The organism is Neisseria sp. DTU_2020_1000833_1_SI_GRL_NUU_006 (assembly GCA_032388755.1).
GTDB classification, from domain to species: Bacteria; Pseudomonadota; Gammaproteobacteria; order Burkholderiales; family Neisseriaceae; genus Neisseria; species Neisseria sicca_C.
Genome location: CP135593.1, coordinates 1731999 through 1753244, shown reverse-complemented (window position 1 = coordinate 1753244; position 21246 = coordinate 1731999). Strand labels below are relative to the sequence as shown.

Below are 21246 nucleotides of genomic sequence, written 5' to 3'. Positions count from 1 at the left end.
TATTAGGCTTTATGCGAATCTTCAGATTGGTCTTGTTTTTGAAATCAAGGTAAATCGGAGCGGCTGCGGATTTATCCAAGATTCGGATGTTAGTTTTGTAGAAAGCCTGTTAGTTTAATGCTCGGGTAAAGTAAATCATGGAAACAAAGTCAGCAAACGGCGGGCAAACTCCCGACACATTGGGCAAACCGGTCAAAATGCCGAACAGGTGCAAGCGGAATATGGCAGTGGTTACGCTGCTATTTGTTTTGGCGGCTATTGGCGTGGCATTTGCTTATGTTTTGTTTTGGCAGCACGAAGAAACAACTGAAGACGCATATGTTGCGGGATATTTGGTTCAGATTACGCCGCAAGTTGGCGGGACAGTGCGCAAAGTCATGTTTGACGACACGGATGTTGTGAAAAAAGGCGATGTTTTGGTTACTCTGGACGACAGTGATTTCCAGCTGGCGTATGACAGGGCGCAAAACGAGCTGATTCAGGCAATCCGTCAAAACAAGCAGCAGACGGCAGTCAATTCCCAGGCGAGGGCGCAAGTGTTGCTGCGTAAAGCCGATTTGGCACGCGCTCAGGCAGATTTGCGGCGCCGGGAGGCCCTATCCGGTACGGATGCCATTTCCGGTGAGGAGTTGAGCCATGCCCGGGCGGCGGTCGTTCAGGCGCAAGCAGCATTGAAAGCAGTGGAAGCGGAAGAGGCTTCGGCTCAGGCTGCGTTGGGTAACAATATTCCAGTGCGTGAGCAACCTGCCGTTCAAACAGCAGTGAGCAAGATTAAAGATGCCTGGCTGAATTTGCAGCGTACACAAATCCGCGCGCCTATGGGCGGGCAGATTGCCAAACGCAATGTCCAAGTCGGACAGAGAATTTCGCAAGGCGCGGCGTTGATGGCAGTTGTTCCCCTGACGGATTTGTGGGTGGATGCCAATTTTAAAGAATCGCAATTACGAAAAATGAAAATCGGACAGCCTGTGGAAATGACTGCCGATTTGTACGGCAAAAAAGTGGTTTACCACGGTAAAGTCATGGGCTTGTCCGCAGGGACGGGCAGCGCGTTTTCGCTTTTGCCGCCGCAAAACGCAACGGGCAACTGGATTAAAGTCGTTCAGCGCGTACCGGTCAGAATCAGCCTGGATCCTAACGAATTGAAAGCAAACCCCTTGCGCGTCGGTCTTTCTATGACAGTCAAAGTCGATATTGCCGAAGCGGGTTCGGGCAAGCCGATGACGGCGGCCGCCGTGAAAAATTCGGCAGCCCCGGAAACGGACAGCGTAGATTGGGCGGCGGCTAATGCATTAATCGATAAGATTTTTGAAAAATACGCCAAATAACCTGTTTCAGACGACCTTCGGTATCCCGACAGGTCGTCTGAAACGTTCATATCCGGCAAATTAGTGAAATAAGTAGTGCGATCAGGATGAGGGACTTGCTCATTCTGTTTCAAGAGAAAGTCGATACGGCAAACCCCGCCTAGGTTAAAAGCGGGAGTGGCAATGTCGGCAGTGAAGGAAGATTTTGATGAATTATCCGCCGTTGACAGGCATCAGGTTGGTCTTGGTTACATTGTCGCTGAGCCTGGCCGTCTTTATGGAAGTATTGGATACGACGATTGCCAATGTTGCCGTCCCCGTTATTGCCGGTAATTTGGGTGCGGCAACGACACAGGGTACCTGGGTGATTACATCATTTGCCGTGGCAAATGCCATTTCTGTACCGCTGACAGGGTTTCTTGCGAAGCGGATGGGTGAAGTGCGGCTGTTTGTCGGATCAGTCATCGGCTTCGTGATTACATCTTGGCTGTGCGGTATTTCACCGAATTTGCAAACCTTGGTGCTCTTCCGTATTTTGCAGGGTTTTGTAGCGGGGCCGCTGATTCCTTTGTCCCAAAGCCTTCTGATGGCATCTTACCCGCTCGAGAAGCGGACTTTGGCATTGGCACTCTGGGCAATGACAGTCGTAGTCGCCCCTGTTTTAGGGCCGATTTTCGGTGGCTGGATTTCGGACAACTGGCATTGGGGTTGGATATTCTTCATCAATATCCCTATCGGCATTTTGTCTGCGTTAATTGCCTGGCAGCAACTGCGCGACCGTGAAACCGATACGGTTAAAACACCTATTGATTACACGGGGCTGATTTTGATGATCGTCGGTATCGGCTCGTTGCAAATGATGTTGGACAGGGGGAAAGAGCTCGATTGGTTCGCATCGGGTGAAATTATCGTATTGGCAGTCGTTGCAACGGTATGCCTGACTTATTTCATCGTTTGGGAATTGGATGAAAAATATCCGATTGTCGATTTGTCTTTGTTTAAAAACCGCAACTTCACCATCGGCGTCCTGACGACTTCGCTCGGGTTTATGGTGTATATGGGCACGTTGACGCTTTTACCGCTGGTGTTGCAGTCCAACCTCGGTTATACCGCCACATGGGCGGGATTGGCAGCTGCGCCTATCGGATTTCTGCCGATTTTCCTATCTCCTTTGATAGGGCGGTTCGGCAATAAAATCGATATGCGCCTGTTGGTTACCGGTAGTTTTTTGATGTTTGCCTTTACTTTTCATTGGCGGACGGATTTTTATGCAGGAATGGACATGAGCAGCGTTGTCTGGCCGCAGTTTTGGCAGGGTTTGGGTGTGGCCATGTTCTTCCTGCCGCTGACTACCATTACTCTGTCGCACATGAAAGGTCCGCAAATCGCATCGGCAAGCAGTTTGTCGAATTTTCTGCGTGTCTTTATGGGTGGTGTCGGTGTGTCTGTCGTCAGTACCATGTGGGAGCGGCGGGAGGCTTTACATCATACGCAACTGACCGAACATATCACGCCGTATTCTCCGGATACCGCCGAAGCAGTCCGTCAGATGGCGGAAGCGGGTTTGAACGGAGGGCAGGCAGTGGGTCTGATAAACAGCACCATTACTCAACAGGGTTTTATCGTTGGCTCGAATGAGATATTTTTGGCGGGCAGTATCTTGTTCATTATCATGATTCCCATTATTTGGCTGGCGAAGCCGCCTTTCCATCACGACGGAGGCGGAGGAGGGCATTAATGAGTGTTGCTGCGGAAGGAACTGGAATCGCTAATTCGAGAGAAAAGTTCGTCTTAAAACGGTAACGACAGTTTCAGACGACCTTTTCATATGCAGAAGCTTTGGAAATCCGCTATAATTTCGCCTCATTCATTTCGCGGTCAAAGCGTTTCGCGAAAACAACATTTGGAAGATTTATCCCGACAGGCGGTCGGTTTTTTGTCAAAATGCTTGAACTAACGCTGTTTTTTATGGTATAAATCGCGTTTTACTATTTTAGAAGTTTGGAGACTAACCATGGCACGAGTTTGCAAAGTGACCGGTAAGCGCCCGATGTCTGGCAACAACGTATCACACGCCAACAACAAAACCAAACGTCGTTTTTTGCCTAACTTGCAATCACGTCGTTTCTGGGTAGAAAGTGAAAACCGCTGGGTTCGCTTGCGCGTTTCTAACGCTGCATTGCGTACCATCGACAAAGTAGGCATTGATGTCGTATTGGCTGATTTGCGTGCTCGCGGCGAAGCTTAATTTAAACCGTTAATTAAGGATTACTGCAATGCGCGATAAAATCAAACTGGAATCCAGTGCTGGTACTGGTCATTTCTACACCACTACCAAAAATAAACGCACTATGCCCGGCAAATTGGAAATCAAAAAATTTGATCCGGTTGCCCGCAAACATGTTATTTACAAAGAAACCAAATTGAAATAATCCGGTTTCTGAGAAATGGAAAAGCCTCTGTCGGACAGGGGCTTTTTTATTTAGAACCTTATATGTTCAAAGTTGCTGTGGAAAATATATAAAAGGTCGTCTGAAAAGCATTTCAGACGACCTTTTGATGTGTTTAAACGGATTAGCCGGTCAGTTGTTTGGTAATCAGTTTTTTCAGCGGCGGGAAGTTGTTGCTGGCGCGCAATACCAAGCCGCGCAGGATTTTGGCAGGCGCGGTTTCATTGGTAAAGAGTTTGAGCAGCATATTGGTGCCGTGGTAAATCGGCTGGGCATGGAGCATATGCTTGGTGCTGTATTTTTCCAGCAGGCTGGTGGCGCCGATGTCTTGACCGCGTTGTTCTGCTTCGAGAACCAGTTTTGCCAAGAGGTCCGCGCTGGATAGACCTAAGTTGAAACCGTGTGCGGTAACAGGGTGCATACCTACGGCGGCGTCGCCGATTAAGGCGCTGCGTTTGCCATAGAAGCGTTGGGCAATCATGCCGACCAAGGGGTAGTTGTGAATGGTGCTGACCAATTCCATGTCGCCCAAACGGCCTTTGAGTTGCTCTTTGACGCTGGCTGCCAATTCTTCGGGAGACATTTTTTTGATGGTGTCTGCCTTGTCGCTATCGACGGTAATGACTGTGTTGGTCAGATGTTCTTCCAAGGGTAGCAGGGCGATGGTGCGGCCGTAGTGGAAGCATTCGTAAGCGGTATGCTGGTTGGACAGGGTATGCTTCATGCGGCAGACAAACATGGTGCGACTGTAATCGTGCATATCGGAGGAAATGCCCAGTTGTCGGCGGGTTTGGGAAAAGCGGCTGTCTGCTGCCAAGAGTAGGCGGCCGCTCAAAACTTCGCCGTTTTCCAAGATGACTTGGGCTTCATCTTCGGAAGTTTTGACTTCTTTGACGCCCGTACCGGTCAGAATGGTAACGTTTTCCAGTTTGGATACGACTTCATAAGCGGCTTTGCGGATATTGTGGTTTGAAATCAGATAACCTAAGCAGTCGGCAGGTTCGCCGCGCGCTTGGGTCGGTTGCGGGAAGTGGAGTTGGTAATCGGACTGCCCGTTCAAGACTTTTGCATCGCGTAAGGGGTAAATTTCGTCTTTCGGAATCAAATCCCACATGCCCAAGCGTTGCATAATTTCGCGGGATAGGTGGGTTAGCGCTATTTCCCTGCCGTCGTAAGGCGGATTTTGCAAAACCTCCAGGGGGCTTTTTTCAATCAGGGTAACTTTTAAACCGCTTCCGGCCAGTTCGGCTGCAAAGCTGAGTCCTGCCGGTCCCGCACCTACGACGAGAATATCGCTGTGTAAGCTCATAAGGCATCCTTTTTATTTGATGAAATGGAGGTTCAGGGGATCTTGGAGTAAGGTCGTCTGAAAAAAAGAACTGGGTGTGATTATAGCAAAATAGATGGAGAAAAAAGAAGGATGTAAATGACTAGAGGAAATTTTACTTTGGCCTTAATGTAAATCAAGAATTGGGTAATGCCGGATTGCAGATGGTGGGTATTCAATACGACATATTTTGCAGTGATGGCCTCGCCAACAGGAATCGAACCTGTATTTTACGCTTAGGAGGCATACGTTCTATCCGTTGAACTATGGCGAGTGTGTTAAACTTTTCCTGCAATAAACGATAATAATCCTGCGGCAATCAGCGGACCGACCGGAATGCCGCCCATAAACGCCACACCGATAACCGTACCAATCAAAAGACCTGTTACCAAAACAGGCTGTTCGCTCATCAGCGGTACGCCGCGCCCTGCCAGCCAGGCGACAAGGATGCCGATTAATACGGCGGCAATCATTTTGAAATTGACAAATTCCGACAGCGGCGGAATTTGAACCTTCCCTGAAACCAGCGGACTTAAAACCCCGATTGTCAGCAAAATAATCCCAAAATGCAAGCCGTGTTTTTCCATGAAAGGAATATATTGCGACAAAGCAGTCTGTTGCATTAAAAGCAAAACTGCTGCGGAAATCGTAATCGAGTTGTTGTTGCTGACGACGCCGAGAAAAATCAGCGTCACCAAAAACATCGGGACGAAATTGAAATTCATCAGATTTAAGAAACCCGTGCCAATGATTCCTCGGCCAACTGAATCATAGCCTGCTTGACTTCGCTGTCGGGCAATACTGCCAAAGAAGCCACGGCTTGCTCAACGGCTTTTCGTGCTTCGGAAATCGAATAAGTCAGCGCATCGGAATGGACAACATAATCATGGATTTTTTGGAAACTGCTGCGGTCCGCATTTTCCAGAGCGTGGCGCACATCGTCCGCCACTTGTTTCGAACCGTTGTGCATCAGATAAATCAGCGGCAAAGTCGGTTTGCCTTCTGCCAAATCGTCGCCGACGTTTTTACCGATTTCTTCGGTTTCGCCCGAATAATCCAAAACATCATCAATAATTTGGAACGCCGTACCGACATACATGCCGTAGTCTTTCAACGCCTGCTCATGTTCGGGGGACGCATTGCCCAAAATCGCGCCAACCTGCGCGGCCGCTTCAAACAATTTGGCCGTTTTATATTGAATCACTTGAACATATTGCGCTTCAGTAATATCGGTATTGCCGATGTTCATCAGCTGCATGACCTCGCCTTCGGCAATAATATTGGTTGCATCCGCCATGACTTCCAAAATGCGCATACTGCCGGAATCAACCATCAATTGGAAAGCGCGCGTATATAAAAAGTCGCCGACCAACACCGCCGCCGCGTTGCCGAACAGATTATTCGCCGTTTCACGTCCGCGGCGCAAATCGCTTTCATCGACAACATCGTCATGCAGCAAGGTCGAAGTGTGGATAAATTCCACCATTGCCGCCAAAGCATACAGCTTATCTCCATCATAGCCGACCGACTTACCTGCCAAAATCGTCATAATCGGACGCAGACGCTTACCGCCGGCACTGATAATATAAGTACCGATTTGCGAAATCAGCGCAACATCAGACTGAACCGCTTGGTTGATCACCTCATTGACCCGTGAAAGGTCTTCAGGCAGATGGCGTTGGAAATAAGGCAGGTTTTCGAGCATAACACATTCTCAGTCGGCAAAATGAAGCAGGCTTGCCGTATAAATAAATGGGTTGGGTATAAGGCGGAAATAATATTGCCGCATAAAAAATATCGGCAATCCAACGCGCGATTATAGCAGCAAAGCCCGTTTGACACATCTTTCAGACGACCCTGACCCCACAAACGAAATAAACTTTGACAAAACAGGCAAATAGCAATAGAATGCCACGTTTCGCACAATGGTGTGCGGGATATTAACCATAATTCTCATGGAGTTGAGTATGTACGCGGTCGTAAAAACCGGCGGTAAACAATATAAAGTTGCCGTTGGCGAAAAATTGAAAGTAGAACAGATACCAGCCGAACTCGACAGCCAAATCGAACTGACCGAAGTTTTGATGATTGCTGACGGCGAATCTGTAAAAGTTGGCGCTCCTTTCATTGAAGGCGCAAAAGTAACAGCTAAAGTAGTAGCCCATGGTCGCGGCGAGAAAGTACGCATTTTCAAAATGCGCCGCCGTAAACACTACCAAAAACGCCAAGGCCACCGCCAAAATTTCACCCAAATCGAAATCGTGGCAATCGCCTAATTTTTGAAACTTAGGAGTATTACAAATGGCAAGTAAAAAAGCAGGCGGTAGCACCCGCAACGGTCGCGATTCAGAAGCCAAACGCTTGGGCGTAAAAGCCTACGGCAACGAACTGATTCCGGCAGGTTCCATCATCGTCCGCCAACGCGGTACCAAATTCCACGCCGGTGACAACGTAGGCATGGGCAAAGACCACACTTTGTTCGCCAAAGTTGACGGTTATGTTGAATTCAAAACCAAAGGCGCGCTGAACCGTAAAACGGTCAGCATCCGTCCTTACACCGGTTCTGAAGAATAATCCGAGTTTATCGTGATATTGAGAAAGCCGTATTTCTTAGGGAATACGGCTTTTTTGTTTGTGTCAGGTTGAGTGGTTTTACAGGTCGGCATTAGCCGGGCCATTTGTTTTTTGATACGACACCTGTCATAAGTCGTCATTCAGTCTCTTTCTGCATGAGGACAAATTGTGGCGAGAATTTGCTTTTGAATTCCGGAAACCTTTTTTCAAATACTTGTTTCTTGGAATTTTGATGAATTCCTGCCTGTCTGAGAATAGCTGCGGAGGATAGGTGCTCCGTCAAAAATGAAGCAGATCGGTTTATATACCCAAAATTTCAGGTTTCCAATAAAACCAAAAGGTCGTCTGAAAACTTTTCAGACGACCTTTTTATCAACTGTAAATCTCAGCCCCTTTCTTCACAAACTCGACCGCTTTTTCCTCCATGCCCTGCCGTTGGGCTTTTTGCTTGTCGGCGTAATCGCGCACTTCCTGCGTGATTTTCATCGAGCAGAATTTGGGGCCGCACATCGAGCAGAAGTGGGCGATTTTCGCGCCTTCGGCGGGCAGGGTTTCGTCGTGGAAGCTTTCGGCGCGTTCGGGGTCGAGGCTGAGGCGGAATTGGTCGCGCCAGCGGAATTCGAAACGCGCCTTGCTCAGGGCATTGTCGCGCAACTGTGCGCCCGGCCAGCCTTTGGCGAGGTCGGCGGCGTGGGCGGCGAGTTTGTAGGTGATGATGCCGGTACGCACGTCTTCTTTGTCGGGCAGGCCGAGATGCTCTTTCGGGGTAACGTAGCAGAGCATGGCTGTGCCGTACCAGCCGATGTTGGTCGCGCCTATGCCCGAGGTGATGTGGTCGTAGCCGGGGGCGATGTCGGTAACGAGCGGGCCGAGTGTGTAGAAAGGCGCTTCAAAGCAGTGTTGCAGCTCTTCGGTCATGTTTTCTTTGACGCGTTGCAGCGGCACATGGCCGGGGCCTTCGATCATGACTTGTACGTCGTGTTCCCACGCTTTGGCGGTCAATTCGCCCAAGGTGTGCAATTCGGCGAACTGGGATTCGTCGTTGGCATCGGCAATGCAGCCGGGGCGCAGGCCGTCGCCGAGGCTGAACGACACGTCGTAGGCTTTCATGATTTCGCAGATTTCGTCGAAATGCGTGTAGAGGAAGTTTTCCCGATGGTGGGCGAGACACCATTTCGCCATGATGGAGCCGCCGCGCGATACGATGCCGGTGAGGCGGTTGGCGGTCATCGGCACATAGCGCAGCAACACGCCCGCGTGTATGGTGAAATAGTCCACGCCTTGTTCCGCCTGCTCGATTAAGGTGTCGCGGAACAAATCCCAAGTCAAATCTTCGGCAATGCCGCCGGTTTTTTCCAAAGCCTGATAGATGGGCACGGTGCCGATGGGAACGGGCGCGTTGCGGATAATCCATTCGCGCGTCTCGTGGATATGCGCGCCGGTGGACAAATCCATAATCGTGTCCGCGCCCCAACGCAGCGACCACACCATTTTTTCGACTTCTTCGGTCAGGCTGGAGGTTACGGCGGAGTTGCCCAAGTTGCCGTTGATTTTGACGCGGAAGTTGCGGCCGATAATCATCGGTTCGAGTTCGGGGTGGTTGATGTTGGCGGGGATAATCGCGCGTCCGGCGGCAATTTCTCGGCGCACGAATTCGGGCGTGATTTGGTCGGGGTGGGTCGGGATATTCGCGCCGAAATTTTGCCCTGCGTGCTGTTTCAAGAGCTTGGCGTATTCGGGCCGTCTGAAAAGTTCGTCCAGCTTCATACGTTCGCGTATGGCGGCAAACTCCATTTCGGGCGTGATGATGCCGCGGCGCGCATAGTGAAGCTGGGTTACGTTGCTGCCGCTTTTCGCGCGGCGCGGGCGGGTGATTTGGTTGAAGCGCAGATGGGCGGTTTGCGGATCGTGTGCGCGTTCGATGCCGTATTCGCTGGAAAGCTTGGGCAGGATTTCGGTATCGCCGCGTTCGTCCAACCATGCGGTGCGGACGTGCGGCAAACCTTGTTTCAGGTCGATGTGTGCCGCCGGATCGCCGTACACGCCGCTGGTGTCATAGACGGGAATCGGCGGGTTGGCTTCCGTGCCTTGCGCCGTGTAGGTGTCGTCCTGACGGATTTCGCGCAAAGGCACGCGGATGTCGTCGCGGCTGCCTTGCAGATACACGCGCTCCGAGTTCGGATATTTGAAGCGGATGCCGATGTCTTCGCTCAAGTCGGCAAGCTCGCGTGCTTCGTTGCCGGAGGTTTTGGCGGTTTTCTTTGGCGTAGTCATAAAAAATGCTCCTGTTTTCTCGTTTGAAAAGAAGAAACAGGAGCGTTTTGCTTTTTCAGACGACCCCAATATCAAAAAAGGTCGTCCGAAAGACAGAATCCGTGAAAACTCCCCACGCAGGTATTATCCCGATCGGGTGTAAAGGGTATTTCTCAGCCGCCTGCACATCAGGCAGCACCCCTGTTTCGTTAGAATGGGATTATAAACCACGATTGGAGTTTGTTGGAAATCTTAACAGGGCTGACATCGGTATTTTAAGGAATGAATGGCTTAAATATCGAGGGGATAGCTATATTGCGTTTCCATAAATCGAAACGTCGTCTGAAAAGCAGAACAACTTTTTCAGACGACGTTTGGTATGGCACAAATTTAGGATAACGGGTTCCGTTACCCTAAATCTATGTCTTATTTATTGTTCGGATGGGATTCCATCGGTGCAGACAAAGGCAGTTCGGGCATGGTGCGGGCGGTGTCGGAAACATTGCCGGACAGGGTTTTCAGGAAGGCAACGATGTTGTCGGTGTCTTCTTTCGATAAGTCTTTGCCCAGTTGCGCTTTACCCATGATGGTAACGGCTTTGTCCAATTCCCAAACGCTGCCGTTGTGGAAATATGGATAAGTTTTGGCAACGTTACGCAAGCCGGGGACGCGGAAGAAGAATTCGTCTTCAGCTTTTTTGGTTACGTCGGCACGGCCTTTGTCGTGTTTCGGATCTTCGATGAATTTCCAGTACGGGCCTTCAACCAAACCGAATTTTTGGAAGGTTGCGCCGCCGAGGTTGACGCCGCTGTGGCAGGCGATACAGCCGTTGTCCATAAAGGCGCGCACGCCTTTGCGCTCTTGTTCGCTCAGGGCGTTGACGTTGCCTTTGAGGTAGTCGTCCCATTTGGTCGGTGTCAACAGGGTGCGTTCGAATGCGCCCAGTGCGGTGGTGATGTTTTTGAAGGAAACTGCGCCGTCTTCAGGGAATGCGGTTTTAAACAGTTCTTGATATTCGGGGATTTTGGCGATTTTGGCAGCGGCTGCTTCTTGCGAGTCGTTTGCCATTTCCACAGGGTTCACCAACGGTCCGCCGGCTTGTTCTTCAACGTCAGCCGCGCGTCCGTCCCAGAACTGCATGCCGAGCAGGGCGGCGTTTAAAGCGGTCGGGGAGTTGCGTCCGCCAAACTGTCCTTTATGTATGGCCTTGGCTGGTCGGCAGGTTGTCCACGCCTGCGGTGGCAAGGTTGTGGCAGGAGTTGCAGCTCACGGTGTTGCCTTTGGAGAGGCGTGGTTCATACCATAATTGATGGCCGAGTTTGACCTGTTCTTCGGTAAACGGGCGCAGTTTCTGCATTTCTTCGGCGCTCGGCAGCGGTTTGAAGATGCCTTGTGCGCGTTTGAGCAGCTCTTGGTCTTCAGGAGAGGCATTGCTGTCAACGGCGGCTTGGGACGCTGCTGAGGCGGTTGAAGCAGCGTCAGGGGTCGTCTGAACGGCAGAGGCTTCGGTCGGTGCGGAAGCAGGTTTTTGTTCCTTGCTTTCCTGTCCGCCACAGGCGGCTAATGCGGATAAAACAGCAAGCGACAGGAGCAGTCGGGTGTTGCGGTGGTTCATGGCGTGTTCCTTTTTGTAGTGGATATTATTATGAGTAAGCACCGTTTCCGTTGATTGCCGTGATGAATGGCGGGCGAAAATGGGGAATGACATTCCGCTTTGTTTGCGTCCGTTTGATATGTCCGGCTTTTTTTGTCCGCGAAGTATAAACAGCGGGCGGAGTTTGCCCTTTGCGGTAAATCAATATTGGATTTTCAATAGAGACAAACAATATATGCGATAGCTTCTGCATTTTCATGCGGTTTTCATGTTGAATGGGCCTCTATCGCTTGCACTGCCAAGCCGATTGGTTTAAATTAAACGACAATTTACCGTTGGAAGACACACAATGAAAATTACCGTCATCGGCGCAGGTTCTTGGGGTACAGCCCTTGCCCTGCACTTTGCCAGCCACGGCAACGAAGTCGCCCTTTGGACACGCAATCCCGAACAAGTCCGTACATTGCAGGCAGAACGTGAAAACAAACGCGGCCTGCCCGGTTTCCCTTTCCCTGAATCCTTAACCGTTTACGCCGATTTGGGTGATGCGCTCAAAGACAGCGGGCTCGTCCTTGTCGTAACTTCTGTCGCGGGCTTGAGAAGCAGCGCGGAACTCCTCAAACAACACAATGCCGACCATATTCCCGTCCTTGCTGCCTGCAAAGGCTTTGAACAAGACACAGGGCTGTTGACCTTCCAAGTATTGAAAGAAGTATTGCCTGAGAACAAAAAAATCGGCGTGCTGTCAGGTCCGAGCTTTGCCCAAGAACTCGCCAAACAACTGCCTTGTGCTGTGGTTGTCGCCTCAGAAAATCAGGAGTGGATTGAGGAATTGGTGCCGCAGCTCAACACCAACGTAATGCGCCTTTACGGCAGCACAGACGTTATCGGCGTGGCTGTCGGCGGTGCCGTCAAAAACGTGATGGCAATCGCCACCGGTCTTTCCGACGGTCTCGAATACGGGCTCAATGCGCGTGCGGCGCTGGTGACGCGCGGTCTCGCCGAAATTACCCGTCTTGCCATGGCTATGGGTGCGCAGCCCAAAACCATGATGGGGCTTGCCGGTATCGGCGACCTTATCCTGACCTGTACCGGCGCACTTTCGCGCAACCGCCGTGTCGGTTTGGGTTTGGCAGAAGGCAAAGAACTGCATCAAGTGTTGGTGGAAATCGGCCATGTTTCCGAGGGCGTCAGCACCATCGAAGAAGTGTTTAACACCGCTGTGAAATACCAAATCGATATGCCCATTACCCAAACCCTGCTGCAACTCATCCGCAAGGAAATGACCCCGCAGCAAGTTGCAGAAAGACTCATGGAGCGCAGCGCGCGCTTTGAGTAAGACCGAACGGCAAAGGTCGTCTGAAAACATCAAGCCAAAAAGTTTCAGACGACCTCAACATTCGGCAGCGATTGACATCCCTGCATCATCATCCTAATATCCTGACCGCCTGCCACCATGCGGCAATACGGAAGCCTATACATGAATCAATCACTCGACACCTTGGAAGTCAGCGTTTACCAGCTGGCCCAAAAATTTGAAACCCTTGTTGGTGAAAACCGCCGCCTTAACGAAGAAATCGACCGCCTCAAGCTCGAGCATGAACAACAAAAGCGCGAACACGAAGCCGCCGTTGACGAATTGAGCGAAGCGCTGCTCGTACAAGTCGGCAAACTCAAAGAAGACCTACAAGGCAAAATCGACAACCTTACCGCCGAAAAAGAACAATACCGCAGCGCATTAGAGCAGACTGCAGAAAAAATCCGCCGGCTCATTGCCCGCCTGCCGCAAGAAACGCAATCATAAGGACACGCCATGAGTATCGAACAAGTCAGCCTCGACATCATGAATGTCAATTTCACCATCAACACCCCGAGCGAAGAAAAAGATACCCTGCTCCAAGCCGTTGATATGCTCAACAAAAAAAGTGCCGCCATCAAAGAGAGCGGACGCATTGTCGGCAGCGATAAAATCGCCATTATGACCGCGCTCAACGTTGTCCACGACCTCCTTAAAATCACACTCAAAGACGATTTGGCAATAGGTGAATTTGAGCGTAAAATAACCGACATGAACAACGCCTGCCAAAAAGCTTTGGCGCGGTTGGAACAAAACTGATTTTTCTTTTTCCCTGCGGTGTCCGCGAAGGCATATATTCCTTTGAACCAATAAGTTCGCTTAAGGTTGCCGGGAGTTGCAGTGGGCGCGAGCGTCTATCCTTAGATGCACCCGAAACTGCCCGAGGTGACCGCCTTGTCAACAAGGTTCAAGCGGATTCAGCCAAAACGGCTCTCGCGGGGATTCCCATATCAAGCCATGCCCGATTGCGGCATGGCTTTCATTTATCATCGGCTTCGACGTCGTCTGAAAACCAAGCATCAAATTGAAAACACATCCCGATATTTTGGAACATCAGCAATGTTTTCCAGCTTAAAAACAACATTTCCCAATGCATAAAAACGCCATCATAGAAAAAACACTTTCAGACGATCCTAATCCGATTGACAAAAGCCAATCCCATCTTTAAAATTCACAACTTTCTATATCTATCTGGATTTCCACTATGAAAACCTTTTCAGCGAAACCCCACGAGGTGAAGCGCGAATGGTTCGTTATCGACGCCCAAGATAAAGTTCTGGGTCGCGTTGCAGCCGAAGTCGCACACCGTCTGCGTGGCAAGCACAAACCTGAATACACCCCCCACGTTGACACCGGCGACTACATCATCGTCATCAACGCGGACAAACTGCGTGTAACCGGTGCCAAATTCGAAGACAAAAAATACTTCCGTCACTCCGGTTTCCCCGGCGGTATCTACGAGCGTACTTTCCGTGAAATGCAAGAGCAATTCCCAGGCCGCGCTTTGGAACAAGCCGTAAAAGGCATGTTGCCTAAAGGCCCATTGGGTTACGCCATGATCAAAAAACTGAAAGTGTACGCTGGTGCAGAACACGCCCATGCCGCACAACAACCCAAAGTTTTGGAATTGAAATAAGGACACGACATGAACGGTAAATACTACTACGGCACAGGCCGCCGCAAAAGTTCAGTGGCTCGTGTATTCCTGACTAAAGGTACCGGCCAAATCATCGTAAACGGTCGTCCCGTTGATGAATTCTTCGCCCGCGAAACCAGCCGCATGGTTGTTCGCCAACCTTTGGTTCTGACTGAAAACGCTGAAGCGTTCGACATCAAAGTCAACGTTATCGGCGGCGGTGAAACCGGTCAATCCGGCGCTATCCGCCACGGCATTACCCGCGCCCTGATCGACTTCGACGCTGCGCTGAAACCTGCCTTGTCTCAAGCCGGTTTCGTGACTCGCGATGCCCGTGAAGTTGAACGTAAAAAACCGGGTCTGCGCAAAGCACGCCGCGCAAAACAATTCTCCAAACGTTAATTCGTTTTTGGAATCTCAAAAAGCCCTGCAATGCAGGGCTTTTTTATGGGCTAATTCATGTAAATATTAAAAGAATAATGAGCGTTTTTCTAAAAAGTTTGATTTTAACAAATAGGATGGTTCTATTTTTTAGGGACAGATATTAGGAGTATTTTAGGAGTGTTTGTAATACTAATCTATTTTTAACTCTATGAATTCTCATTGGTATCAAAATAATGATGAATTATAGTGGATTAACTTTAAACCAGTACGGCGTTGCCTCGCCTTGCCGTACTATCTGTACTGTCTGCGGCTTCGTCGCCTTGTCCTAATTTAAATTTAATCCACTATAACTCTTCATTTTAAGGCTTTGGGATAAGACATTTTTGGTTTAAGGGGGGGGGGGGTATATACTTTTCCTGTTAATAGTGTATGGATGGAGCTCCAAGAAAATCTTTACTTCTAAAGTTTGATTTTGAGAGGTGATGTAATATGGAAATACTTCTCAGATGATTGTTCTAGTGAGGTGTTGCAAAATAACCAATACAAATAATGGCAAAATATACCGCTTATCTTAATAAACTAACGTCTATCTTAAATTCTGCGCAATATATTCAAAATATTTCACTTCTTAACGACATTTAATACTAAAAATAGTAGAATCCAAATTGCTGACACACACCGCTCTTTTATCCCTTTTGGGCGGTGCAGCAAGTAAGACGTTTTCCCGCAATGTATTGGCCATTCATACTTCTCCCTTGGTATGAATGGTTTTTTTTATCTAAGTTTTTTATGTTGCCTTATGAAGATGAAAAGGTCGTCTGAAATATGTTTTTCAGACGACCTTTGTGATTTTGATTCTGCCTTATTTGAAAAATTGTCTGCAGCATGCCTTGAATTTTTTTCCTGAACCGCAGATGCAGGCTTGCTTCATTGTCGGGAGTGGAGCGGTTGGATCAATAAAGTACCAGTATCCGTCAATATTGACGAATGTAGATAGTTCATGATGATATGCCGTTTCAGCTCCATCTTGAAAATGGGCATTAAATTCAACTTGCGCGTGGCGTTTGCCGATGAGGGTATGGTGGATTACTTCTAATCCCAGCCAAAGGGTTCCTCGGCTCCATTGCTGTATTTCTTCTTGATTCAGCAGATTTTGCTGGGAGGGAACTGTGGTGGCAACAATATAATCAATATTATGTAACACATAGGCACTGTATCTTGAGCGCATCAGTTTTTCGGCAGTCTGCGGATGAGTTTGATAGGTATGGAAGGTGTGGCAGCATTCAGCGTAGGGGAGGGAAGAAGAACATGGGCAAGGGGTAGGGAGCATGGAAGATGTCCTATTAAGGTTTGCTTTGTTGAGGGAATAAAAGTTACTCTAGTAAGTCGTCTGAGACAAAAATATTTGAAATGTTCATTTATTCGGTATTATTTGTTTTATAGGAACATTATTTTACAAGGTTTTTTGATAGAATACCTTAGCTCCGTCCCGACAATGCCGGAATGCTATTCCGCGTCCGCTCGGACGGCCTGCCATAAATAAAATAGTTATTTCCCAGCCAAACATCAAGGCCGCCCGCTCTATGCACGAAACTTTTTCCCTCGCACCCATCGTTATCGTCCTCCTCGTTTCCGTCATCACGGTGATTTACTGCCGTAAATTCAACATTCCTTCCATGCTCGGTTATCTTTTGGTCGGTTTTATCGCCGGTCCGGGTATGTTGAAGCTGATTCCGCAAGGCCATGCCACTGATTATTTGGGTGAAATCGGTATCGTATTCCTGATGTTCAGTATCGGTCTCGAATTCTCCCTGCCCAAGCTCAAAGCCATGCGCCGTTTGGTGTTCGGACTGGGCGGTTTGCAGGTTATTGTAACCATGCTGTCAATTATCGGCATTTTAATGCTGATGGGCGTCAATTTTAATTGGGCGTTTGCCGCAGCTGGGGCGATGACCATGTCGTCCACGGCAATCGTCAGCCGCATCCTGTCCGAAAAAACCGAATTGGGACAGCCGCATGGTCAAATGGCGATGGGCGTCTTGTTGATGCAGGATATTGCCGTCGTACCGCTGATGATCTTGATTCCCGCGTTGTCAGGAAAGGGCGATGAAGGCAGCCTGTGGGCAGCGCTCGGTTTTGCCGGATTGAAAATGCTGGTCACGCTGGGCGTGTTATTCGTTGTCGGCAGCAAAGTAATGTCGCGCTGGTTCAGAATGGTCGCCAAACGCAAGTCGTCTGAATTGTTTATGATCAACGTCCTGCTGGTAACCTTGGGCGTAGCTTATCTGACCGAACTGGAAGGCTTGTCGATGGCATTGGGCGCATTCGTTGCCGGTATGCTGCTTTCGGAAACGGAATACCGTTTTCAGGTGGAAGACGACATCCGCCCGTTCCGCGATATTCTGCTTGGTTTCTTCTTTATCACGGTCGGCATGAAACTGGATATCCAGGCTTTAATCGGCGGCTGGCAGCAGATTCTGATTTTGCTGGCAATCCTGCTGGTATTGAAAGCATTGGTCGTCTTTTTCATCGCTTTGCATATGAAGCATCCGATTGCGGACAGCTTGAAAACAGCCCTCTATTTAGCACAAGGCGGCGAATTTGGTTTTGTGATGTTAAACATCTCCAGCAAAATCAATATGGTGTCGCCCGAGCTGGAGCAGGCGGCTACAGCAGCGATTCTGTTGTCCATGATTATCGCCCCATTTATCTTGGGCAGCAGCGATGCCATCGTTAGCCGTTTTGTCAAATCAAGCTGGGATATGAAGGCAGTGGATCTGCACAGTATGTTAGTGGAAACCATGAGCAAATCCGACCACGTCCTGATAATCGGTTTCGGACGCGGCGGTCAGACCGTCGGACGGGTCTTGGCTCAGGAAAACATCCCCTTTTTCGCTCTCGACCTCGATATTGCCAGGGTTCAGGTCGCGCGCAATGCCGGAGAGCCGGTCTCGTTCGGCGACGCCAAACGGCGCGAAGTCTTAGAGGCAGCAGGTTTGGAACGCGCCAAAATGGTGGTTATTACCCTGAACAATATGCACGAAACCCAGCATGTTCTCGACAATATCATGTCCTTGCATCCGAGTATGCCTGTGTATGTTCGGGCGAACAATGATGATTACGTTAAAATCTTCACAGATATGGGCGCAGAAGAAGCAGTATCCGATACCAAAGAAACTAGCTTAGTGCTGGCAAGCTACGCCATGTTGGGCAATGGCGCGACATACAGCCACGTTTATCAAACCATTACCAACATCCGACACAGCCGCTACGCCTCTCTGGAAGGCTTGTTTGTCGGCAGCGATGATGAAAACCGATTCGGTGAAGAAGGCAAATCCATATGCCGCCACGCCTTCCCTCTGACCGGCGAAGCCTACGCCATCGGCAAGACCATCCGTGATTTGCCTTTGGATAACGCAGGCATCAAACTTCTATTTATCCGCCGAAACACAAGCAGGATAGAAAACCCCGACTTGGATTTCCAGCTTCAACCAAATGATATTTTGGTCGTCGCAGGCAGACAGGAGGAAATTATTTCTTTTGAAAACTGGAGTTTGCAAGGAAATACCTAATACACTGAAAAATAAAGCTTGCGCGGCGGATGCTTTTTTGATTTAATAGCGTCTTCGCAAACGCAGCGACAAGGGTGATTAGCTCAGTTGGTAGAGCGTCTGCCTTACAAGCAGAATGTCGGCGGTTCGACTCCGTCATCACCCACCAAGTTTCCTTTCATTGTTGCAAAACAATGATGCGCGGTGGTAGCTCAGTTGGTTAGAGTACCGGCCTGTCACGCCGGGGGTCGCGGGTTCGAGCCCCGTCCGCCGCGCCAAATTTCAAAAATACTGACATCGTCGGTATTTTTTATTTTCGGGTGATTAGCTCAGTTGGTAGAGCGTCTGCCTTACAAGCAGAATGTCGGCGGTTCGACTCCGTCATCACCCACCAAGTTTCCTTTTATTGTTGTAAAACAATGATGCGCGGTGGTAGCTCAGTTGGTTAGAGTACCGGCCTGTCACGCCGGGGGTCGCGGGTTCGAGCCCCGTCCGCCGCGCCAAATTTCAAAAATACCGGCTTTGCCGGTATTTTTTTACGCGTAAGAAACGAACGTGGAGAGGACAGCTATTTGGTTTTCAGACGACGTCTTATAGAGATTTTACTTTGAAGCAGGATAGGGTAGAGGAATGATCGGCTGTATAGAGTCTGCGGTTGATTACCTTGTGCTTTCGAACCTTAGTAAATCGTGTTCTCTTTGAGTTAAGGTGAGGTAACGTTGTTTTGGTTTGAAGTTAAGCCATTGTAGGTTCTAATTTTGTTTAAGGTCGTCTGAAAACAGAAATCCATACCGGATTATGCTTTTCAGACGACCTTTATGATTGGTAGGAACGATAGACTTTCCAAGTCTGACGTTTAACGCCACGCGGCGACAAACTCATTCCAATGCTGTTTGTCCTGAGCCTGTCCGGTCAGGTAATGCTTCAGCCGTTTGACTTCCACTTCATACTCGTCCGCATCCAAAGCGCCGCTCATCAGGCGGAAGCGCAGGAACATCAAATAAGTGTTTGCCGCATCGGTTTCGCAATAATCGCGGATGTCTTTCAGACGACCTGCGTGGAACGCCTCCCAAACTTTGCTGCCGTCCATGCCCAGTTTGCCGGGGAAGCCGCAAAGTTTCGCCATATCGTCCAGTGGCACATTGGCACGCGGTTGGTACAGGGCGAGCAGATCCATCAGGTCGCAATGGCGGTTGTGGTAGCGGCTGATGTAGTTGTTCCACTTGAAATCACGGCTGTCGCCGAAATCGCCCTCGCCCATATCCCAATAACGCGCCGCTGCAATGCCGTGTATCAGCGCGCGGTAATGCAGGACGGGCAGGTCGAAGCCGCCGCCGTTCCAACTGACCAATTGCGGCGTATGGCTTTCGATAAGGTCGAAAAACTTGGCGATCATTTCCTCTTCGCTGTCGTGCATTTCGCCTATGGTGCCGACGTGGATTTTGTCCTGCCCCCAGCGCATACAGCAGGAAATGGCGACCACTTGGTGTAAGTGGTGTTGCATAAAATCAGAGCCGTTTTGGGCGCGTCGTTTCTGCTGGGCGAACAAGACCACCTCGTCATCCGGCAAAGAGGCAGGCAGGTCGTACAACAGGCGGATGCCGTTCACATCAGGTACGGTTTCAATATCGAAAGCCAAAATCGGGGTCATGGGCGACTCCTCAAATTCAGTCAAAACAGATTAAAACAGACAACAGGATAACGGCATTGTGGCATGTTTCCGCATTTATTGACAGTCAAATCACATCGCCGCCCCACCATTCCATCTGCCTGTACACCTACCCAAAACACCGTCAAAACAGTAAAATCCCCCTTTTATCCCAATTCGAACCATAAGCCATGCTCACCTTCCAACAAATCATCTTCAAACTGCAAACATTCTGGGCAGACAAAGGCTGCACCGTCATCCAACCTTTCGACATGGAAGTCGGCGCCGGTACTTCCCACCCCGCCACCTGCCTGCGCGCGCTCGGCCCCGAGCCTTGGTTTGCCGCCTACGTCCAACCCAGCCGCCGCCCCAAAGACGGTCGCTACGGCGACAATCCCAACCGCCTGCAACACTATTACCAGTTCCAAGTTGCCCTCAAGCCTGCTCCCGCCAATATCCAAGACCTCTATCTCGACTCCCTGCGCGAATTGGGCATCGACCCCAAAGTCCACGACATCCGCTTCGTCGAAGACGACTGGGAAAACCCCACCCTCGGCGCATGGGGCTTGGGCTGGGAAGTCTGGCTCAACGGCATGGAAGTGACTCAGTTCACCTACTTCCAACAAGTCGGCGGCATCGACTGCACGCCTGTACTCGGCGAAATCACCTACGGCATCGAACGCTTGGCGATGTACCTGCAAGGCGTGGAAAACGTCTATGACCTCGTTTGGGCAAAAACGCTGGACGGCAACACCGTCACCTACGGCGACGTGTACCACCAAAACGAAGTCGAACAATCCACCTACAACTTCGAATACAGCGATGCCGACTGGCTGCTGCGCCAGTTCAACGACTACGAAGCGCAAGCCAAACGCCTGCTCACCGAAGAAAACGCCAGCCTCGCCCTGCCCGCCTACGAGCTGGTCCTCAAAGCCGGACACACCTTCAACCTCTTAGACGCACGCGGCGCCATTTCCGTTACCGAACGCGCCACCTACATCGGCCGCATCCGCGCGCTGAGCCGCACCGTAGCGCAGAAATACGTTGAAAGCCGCGAGAAACTGGGCTTCCCGTTGATTAAAAAATAACGATACATCGTCTGAAACAGGTTTTCAGACGACCTTTATTGAGTATCCATTAATACAGGCCGTACGGCATATGCAGG

19 protein-coding genes, 5 tRNA genes, 1 other RNA gene, 2 pseudogenes and 1 riboswitch are annotated in these 21246 nt (G+C 49.9%); of the genes and pseudogenes, 18 read left to right on the top strand and 9 right to left on the bottom strand.

Annotated features, from left to right (window positions below; genetic code table 11):
• Window positions 1-197: 197 nt before the first annotated feature.
• The 4 genes from RSJ68_08495 (at window position 198) to rpmG (ending at window position 3739) form a co-directional block, all read left to right on the top strand.
• Complete coding sequence (locus RSJ68_08495; GenBank protein ID WNU98379.1) at window positions 198-1328, top strand: HlyD family efflux transporter periplasmic adaptor subunit; 1131 nt, start codon at window positions 198-200, stop codon at window positions 1326-1328.
• 187 nt (window positions 1329-1515) lie between these two features.
• A complete protein-coding gene (locus RSJ68_08490; protein ID WNU96481.1) occupies window positions 1516-3045 on the top strand; it encodes a DHA2 family efflux MFS transporter permease subunit in 1530 nt (509 codons plus the stop codon).
• Window positions 3046-3321: 276 nt separating this feature from the next.
• Window positions 3322-3555, top strand: coding sequence for a 50S ribosomal protein L28 (rpmB, locus tag RSJ68_08485; protein ID WNU96480.1), 234 nt, complete (start codon window positions 3322-3324; stop codon window positions 3553-3555).
• A gap of 28 nt (window positions 3556-3583) precedes the next feature.
• Window positions 3584-3739 (top strand): 50S ribosomal protein L33, encoded by a 156-nt coding sequence (rpmG, locus tag RSJ68_08480; GenBank protein ID WNU96479.1) that lies wholly within the window; start codon window positions 3584-3586, stop codon window positions 3737-3739.
• A 142-nt stretch (window positions 3740-3881) separates the two neighbouring features.
• Here the strand turns inward: rpmG and ubiM are convergent, their stop codons facing one another.
• From ubiM to RSJ68_08460, 4 genes are all read right to left on the bottom strand, one after another.
• Window positions 3882-5066, bottom strand: coding sequence for a 5-demethoxyubiquinol-8 5-hydroxylase UbiM (gene ubiM, locus RSJ68_08475; protein ID WNU96478.1), 1185 nt, complete (start codon window positions 5064-5066; stop codon window positions 3882-3884).
• A gap of 217 nt (window positions 5067-5283) precedes the next feature.
• Window positions 5284-5358 (bottom strand) — tRNA-Arg (locus RSJ68_08470).
• Window positions 5359-5362: 4 nt separating this feature from the next.
• Window positions 5363-5809 carry a DUF441 domain-containing protein gene (locus RSJ68_08465; GenBank protein ID WNU96477.1) on the bottom strand — a complete coding sequence of 149 codons (447 nt, stop codon included), beginning with the start codon at window positions 5807-5809 and terminating at the stop codon, window positions 5363-5365.
• A 5-nt stretch (window positions 5810-5814) separates the two neighbouring features.
• The gene (locus RSJ68_08460; protein ID WNU96476.1) at window positions 5815-6789 is read right to left on the bottom strand and encodes a polyprenyl synthetase family protein; all 975 of its coding nucleotides are present in this window, start codon (window positions 6787-6789) and stop codon (window positions 5815-5817) included.
• Window positions 6790-7051: 262 nt separating this feature from the next.
• On the opposite strand from RSJ68_08460, the gene rplU reads away from it, so the two are divergent.
• Window positions 7052-7360: a 50S ribosomal protein L21 gene (rplU, locus tag RSJ68_08455; GenBank protein WNU96475.1), complete on the top strand. Its 309-nt coding sequence runs from the start codon at window positions 7052-7054 to the stop codon at window positions 7358-7360.
• A 25-nt stretch (window positions 7361-7385) separates the two neighbouring features.
• Window positions 7386-7658, top strand: a complete 273-nt coding sequence (gene rpmA, locus RSJ68_08450; protein ID WNU96474.1) for a 50S ribosomal protein L27 — start codon at window positions 7386-7388, stop codon at window positions 7656-7658.
• 372 nt (window positions 7659-8030) lie between these two features.
• Here rpmA and thiC read toward each other — a convergent pair whose 3' ends face one another.
• The gene (gene thiC / locus RSJ68_08445; GenBank protein WNU96473.1) at window positions 8031-9932 is read right to left on the bottom strand and encodes a phosphomethylpyrimidine synthase ThiC; all 1902 of its coding nucleotides are present in this window, start codon (window positions 9930-9932) and stop codon (window positions 8031-8033) included.
• A gap of 92 nt (window positions 9933-10024) precedes the next feature.
• A riboswitch (TPP riboswitch) is annotated at window positions 10025-10124 on the bottom strand.
• 213 nt (window positions 10125-10337) lie between these two features.
• Window positions 10338-11526 (bottom strand): annotated as a pseudogene (locus RSJ68_08440) (cytochrome-c peroxidase).
• Between the two features lie 328 nt (window positions 11527-11854).
• Between RSJ68_08440 and RSJ68_08435 the strand changes: the two are divergent.
• From RSJ68_08435 to rpsI, 6 genes are all read left to right on the top strand, one after another.
• Window positions 11855-12844, top strand: a complete 990-nt coding sequence (locus RSJ68_08435) for an NAD(P)H-dependent glycerol-3-phosphate dehydrogenase (protein WNU96472.1) — start codon at window positions 11855-11857, stop codon at window positions 12842-12844.
• A gap of 141 nt (window positions 12845-12985) precedes the next feature.
• Window positions 12986-13309 (top strand): hypothetical protein, encoded by a 324-nt coding sequence (locus RSJ68_08430; GenBank protein ID WNU96471.1) that lies wholly within the window; start codon window positions 12986-12988, stop codon window positions 13307-13309.
• Between the two features lie 9 nt (window positions 13310-13318).
• Entirely contained in the window at window positions 13319-13621 is a 303-nt protein-coding gene (locus RSJ68_08425; GenBank protein ID WNU96470.1) for a cell division protein ZapA, read from the top strand.
• Window positions 13622-13628: 7 nt separating this feature from the next.
• A non-coding RNA gene (ssrS, locus tag RSJ68_08420) (6S RNA) lies at window positions 13629-13808 on the top strand.
• 258 nt (window positions 13809-14066) lie between these two features.
• Window positions 14067-14498 carry a 50S ribosomal protein L13 gene (gene rplM, locus RSJ68_08415; GenBank protein ID WNU96469.1) on the top strand — a complete coding sequence of 144 codons (432 nt, stop codon included), beginning with the start codon at window positions 14067-14069 and terminating at the stop codon, window positions 14496-14498.
• Window positions 14499-14507: 9 nt separating this feature from the next.
• A complete protein-coding gene (rpsI, locus tag RSJ68_08410; GenBank protein ID WNU96468.1) occupies window positions 14508-14900 on the top strand; it encodes a 30S ribosomal protein S9 in 393 nt (130 codons plus the stop codon).
• Between the two features lie 226 nt (window positions 14901-15126).
• On the opposite strand, the pseudogene RSJ68_08405 reads toward rpsI, so the two are convergent.
• Window positions 15127-15231 (bottom strand): annotated as a pseudogene (locus tag RSJ68_08405) (IS5/IS1182 family transposase).
• Between the two features lie 513 nt (window positions 15232-15744).
• Complete coding sequence (locus RSJ68_08400) at window positions 15745-16212, bottom strand: YchJ family protein (protein WNU96467.1); 468 nt, start codon at window positions 16210-16212, stop codon at window positions 15745-15747.
• Window positions 16213-16465: 253 nt separating this feature from the next.
• On the opposite strand from RSJ68_08400, the gene RSJ68_08395 reads away from it, so the two are divergent.
• From RSJ68_08395 to RSJ68_08375, 5 genes are all read left to right on the top strand, one after another.
• Complete coding sequence (locus tag RSJ68_08395) at window positions 16466-18454, top strand: cation:proton antiporter (GenBank protein ID WNU96466.1); 1989 nt, start codon at window positions 16466-16468, stop codon at window positions 18452-18454.
• Window positions 18455-18526: 72 nt separating this feature from the next.
• Window positions 18527-18602, top strand: a tRNA-Val gene (locus tag RSJ68_08390).
• Window positions 18603-18634: 32 nt separating this feature from the next.
• Window positions 18635-18711 (top strand) — tRNA-Asp (locus RSJ68_08385).
• Between the two features lie 40 nt (window positions 18712-18751).
• A tRNA-Val gene (locus tag RSJ68_08380) sits at window positions 18752-18827 on the top strand.
• A gap of 32 nt (window positions 18828-18859) precedes the next feature.
• Window positions 18860-18936: transfer RNA gene (locus RSJ68_08375), tRNA-Asp, on the top strand.
• Window positions 18937-19289: 353 nt separating this feature from the next.
• Here RSJ68_08375 and RSJ68_08370 read toward each other — a convergent pair.
• Window positions 19290-20084, bottom strand: coding sequence for a 3'-5' exonuclease (locus tag RSJ68_08370; GenBank protein WNU96465.1), 795 nt, complete (start codon window positions 20082-20084; stop codon window positions 19290-19292).
• A 188-nt stretch (window positions 20085-20272) separates the two neighbouring features.
• On the opposite strand from RSJ68_08370, the gene glyQ reads away from it, so the two are divergent.
• Window positions 20273-21169 (top strand): glycine--tRNA ligase subunit alpha, encoded by an 897-nt coding sequence (glyQ, locus tag RSJ68_08365; protein WNU96464.1) that lies wholly within the window; start codon window positions 20273-20275, stop codon window positions 21167-21169.
• Window positions 21170-21246: the final 77 nt, after the last annotated feature.

Bases quoted from the DNA above. Each gene is read 5' to 3' on its own strand.
- RSJ68_08495 (WNU98379.1), top strand. From the start codon at position 198: ATGCCGAACAGGTGCAAGCGGAATATGGCAGTGGTTACGCTGCTATTT.
- RSJ68_08490 (WNU96481.1), top strand. From the start codon at position 1,516: ATGAATTATCCGCCGTTGACAGGCATCAGGTTGGTCTTGGTTACATTG.
- rpmB (WNU96480.1), top strand. From the start codon at position 3,322: ATGGCACGAGTTTGCAAAGTGACCGGTAAGCGCCCGATGTCTGGCAAC.
- rpmG (WNU96479.1), top strand. From the start codon at position 3,584: ATGCGCGATAAAATCAAACTGGAATCCAGTGCTGGTACTGGTCATTTC.
- ubiM (WNU96478.1), bottom strand. From the start codon at position 5,066: ATGAGCTTACACAGCGATATTCTCGTCGTAGGTGCGGGACCGGCAGGA.
- RSJ68_08465 (WNU96477.1), bottom strand. From the start codon at position 5,809: ATGAATTTCAATTTCGTCCCGATGTTTTTGGTGACGCTGATTTTTCTC.
- RSJ68_08460 (WNU96476.1), bottom strand. From the start codon at position 6,789: ATGCTCGAAAACCTGCCTTATTTCCAACGCCATCTGCCTGAAGACCTT.
- rplU (WNU96475.1), top strand. From the start codon at position 7,052: ATGTACGCGGTCGTAAAAACCGGCGGTAAACAATATAAAGTTGCCGTT.
- rpmA (WNU96474.1), top strand. From the start codon at position 7,386: ATGGCAAGTAAAAAAGCAGGCGGTAGCACCCGCAACGGTCGCGATTCA.
- thiC (WNU96473.1), bottom strand. From the start codon at position 9,932: ATGACTACGCCAAAGAAAACCGCCAAAACCTCCGGCAACGAAGCACGC.
- RSJ68_08435 (WNU96472.1), top strand. From the start codon at position 11,855: ATGAAAATTACCGTCATCGGCGCAGGTTCTTGGGGTACAGCCCTTGCC.
- RSJ68_08430 (WNU96471.1), top strand. From the start codon at position 12,986: ATGAATCAATCACTCGACACCTTGGAAGTCAGCGTTTACCAGCTGGCC.
- RSJ68_08425 (WNU96470.1), top strand. From the start codon at position 13,319: ATGAGTATCGAACAAGTCAGCCTCGACATCATGAATGTCAATTTCACC.
- rplM (WNU96469.1), top strand. From the start codon at position 14,067: ATGAAAACCTTTTCAGCGAAACCCCACGAGGTGAAGCGCGAATGGTTC.
- rpsI (WNU96468.1), top strand. From the start codon at position 14,508: ATGAACGGTAAATACTACTACGGCACAGGCCGCCGCAAAAGTTCAGTG.
- RSJ68_08400 (WNU96467.1), bottom strand. From the start codon at position 16,212: ATGCTCCCTACCCCTTGCCCATGTTCTTCTTCCCTCCCCTACGCTGAA.
- RSJ68_08395 (WNU96466.1), top strand. From the start codon at position 16,466: ATGCACGAAACTTTTTCCCTCGCACCCATCGTTATCGTCCTCCTCGTT.
- RSJ68_08370 (WNU96465.1), bottom strand. From the start codon at position 20,084: ATGACCCCGATTTTGGCTTTCGATATTGAAACCGTACCTGATGTGAAC.
- glyQ (WNU96464.1), top strand. From the start codon at position 20,273: ATGCTCACCTTCCAACAAATCATCTTCAAACTGCAAACATTCTGGGCA.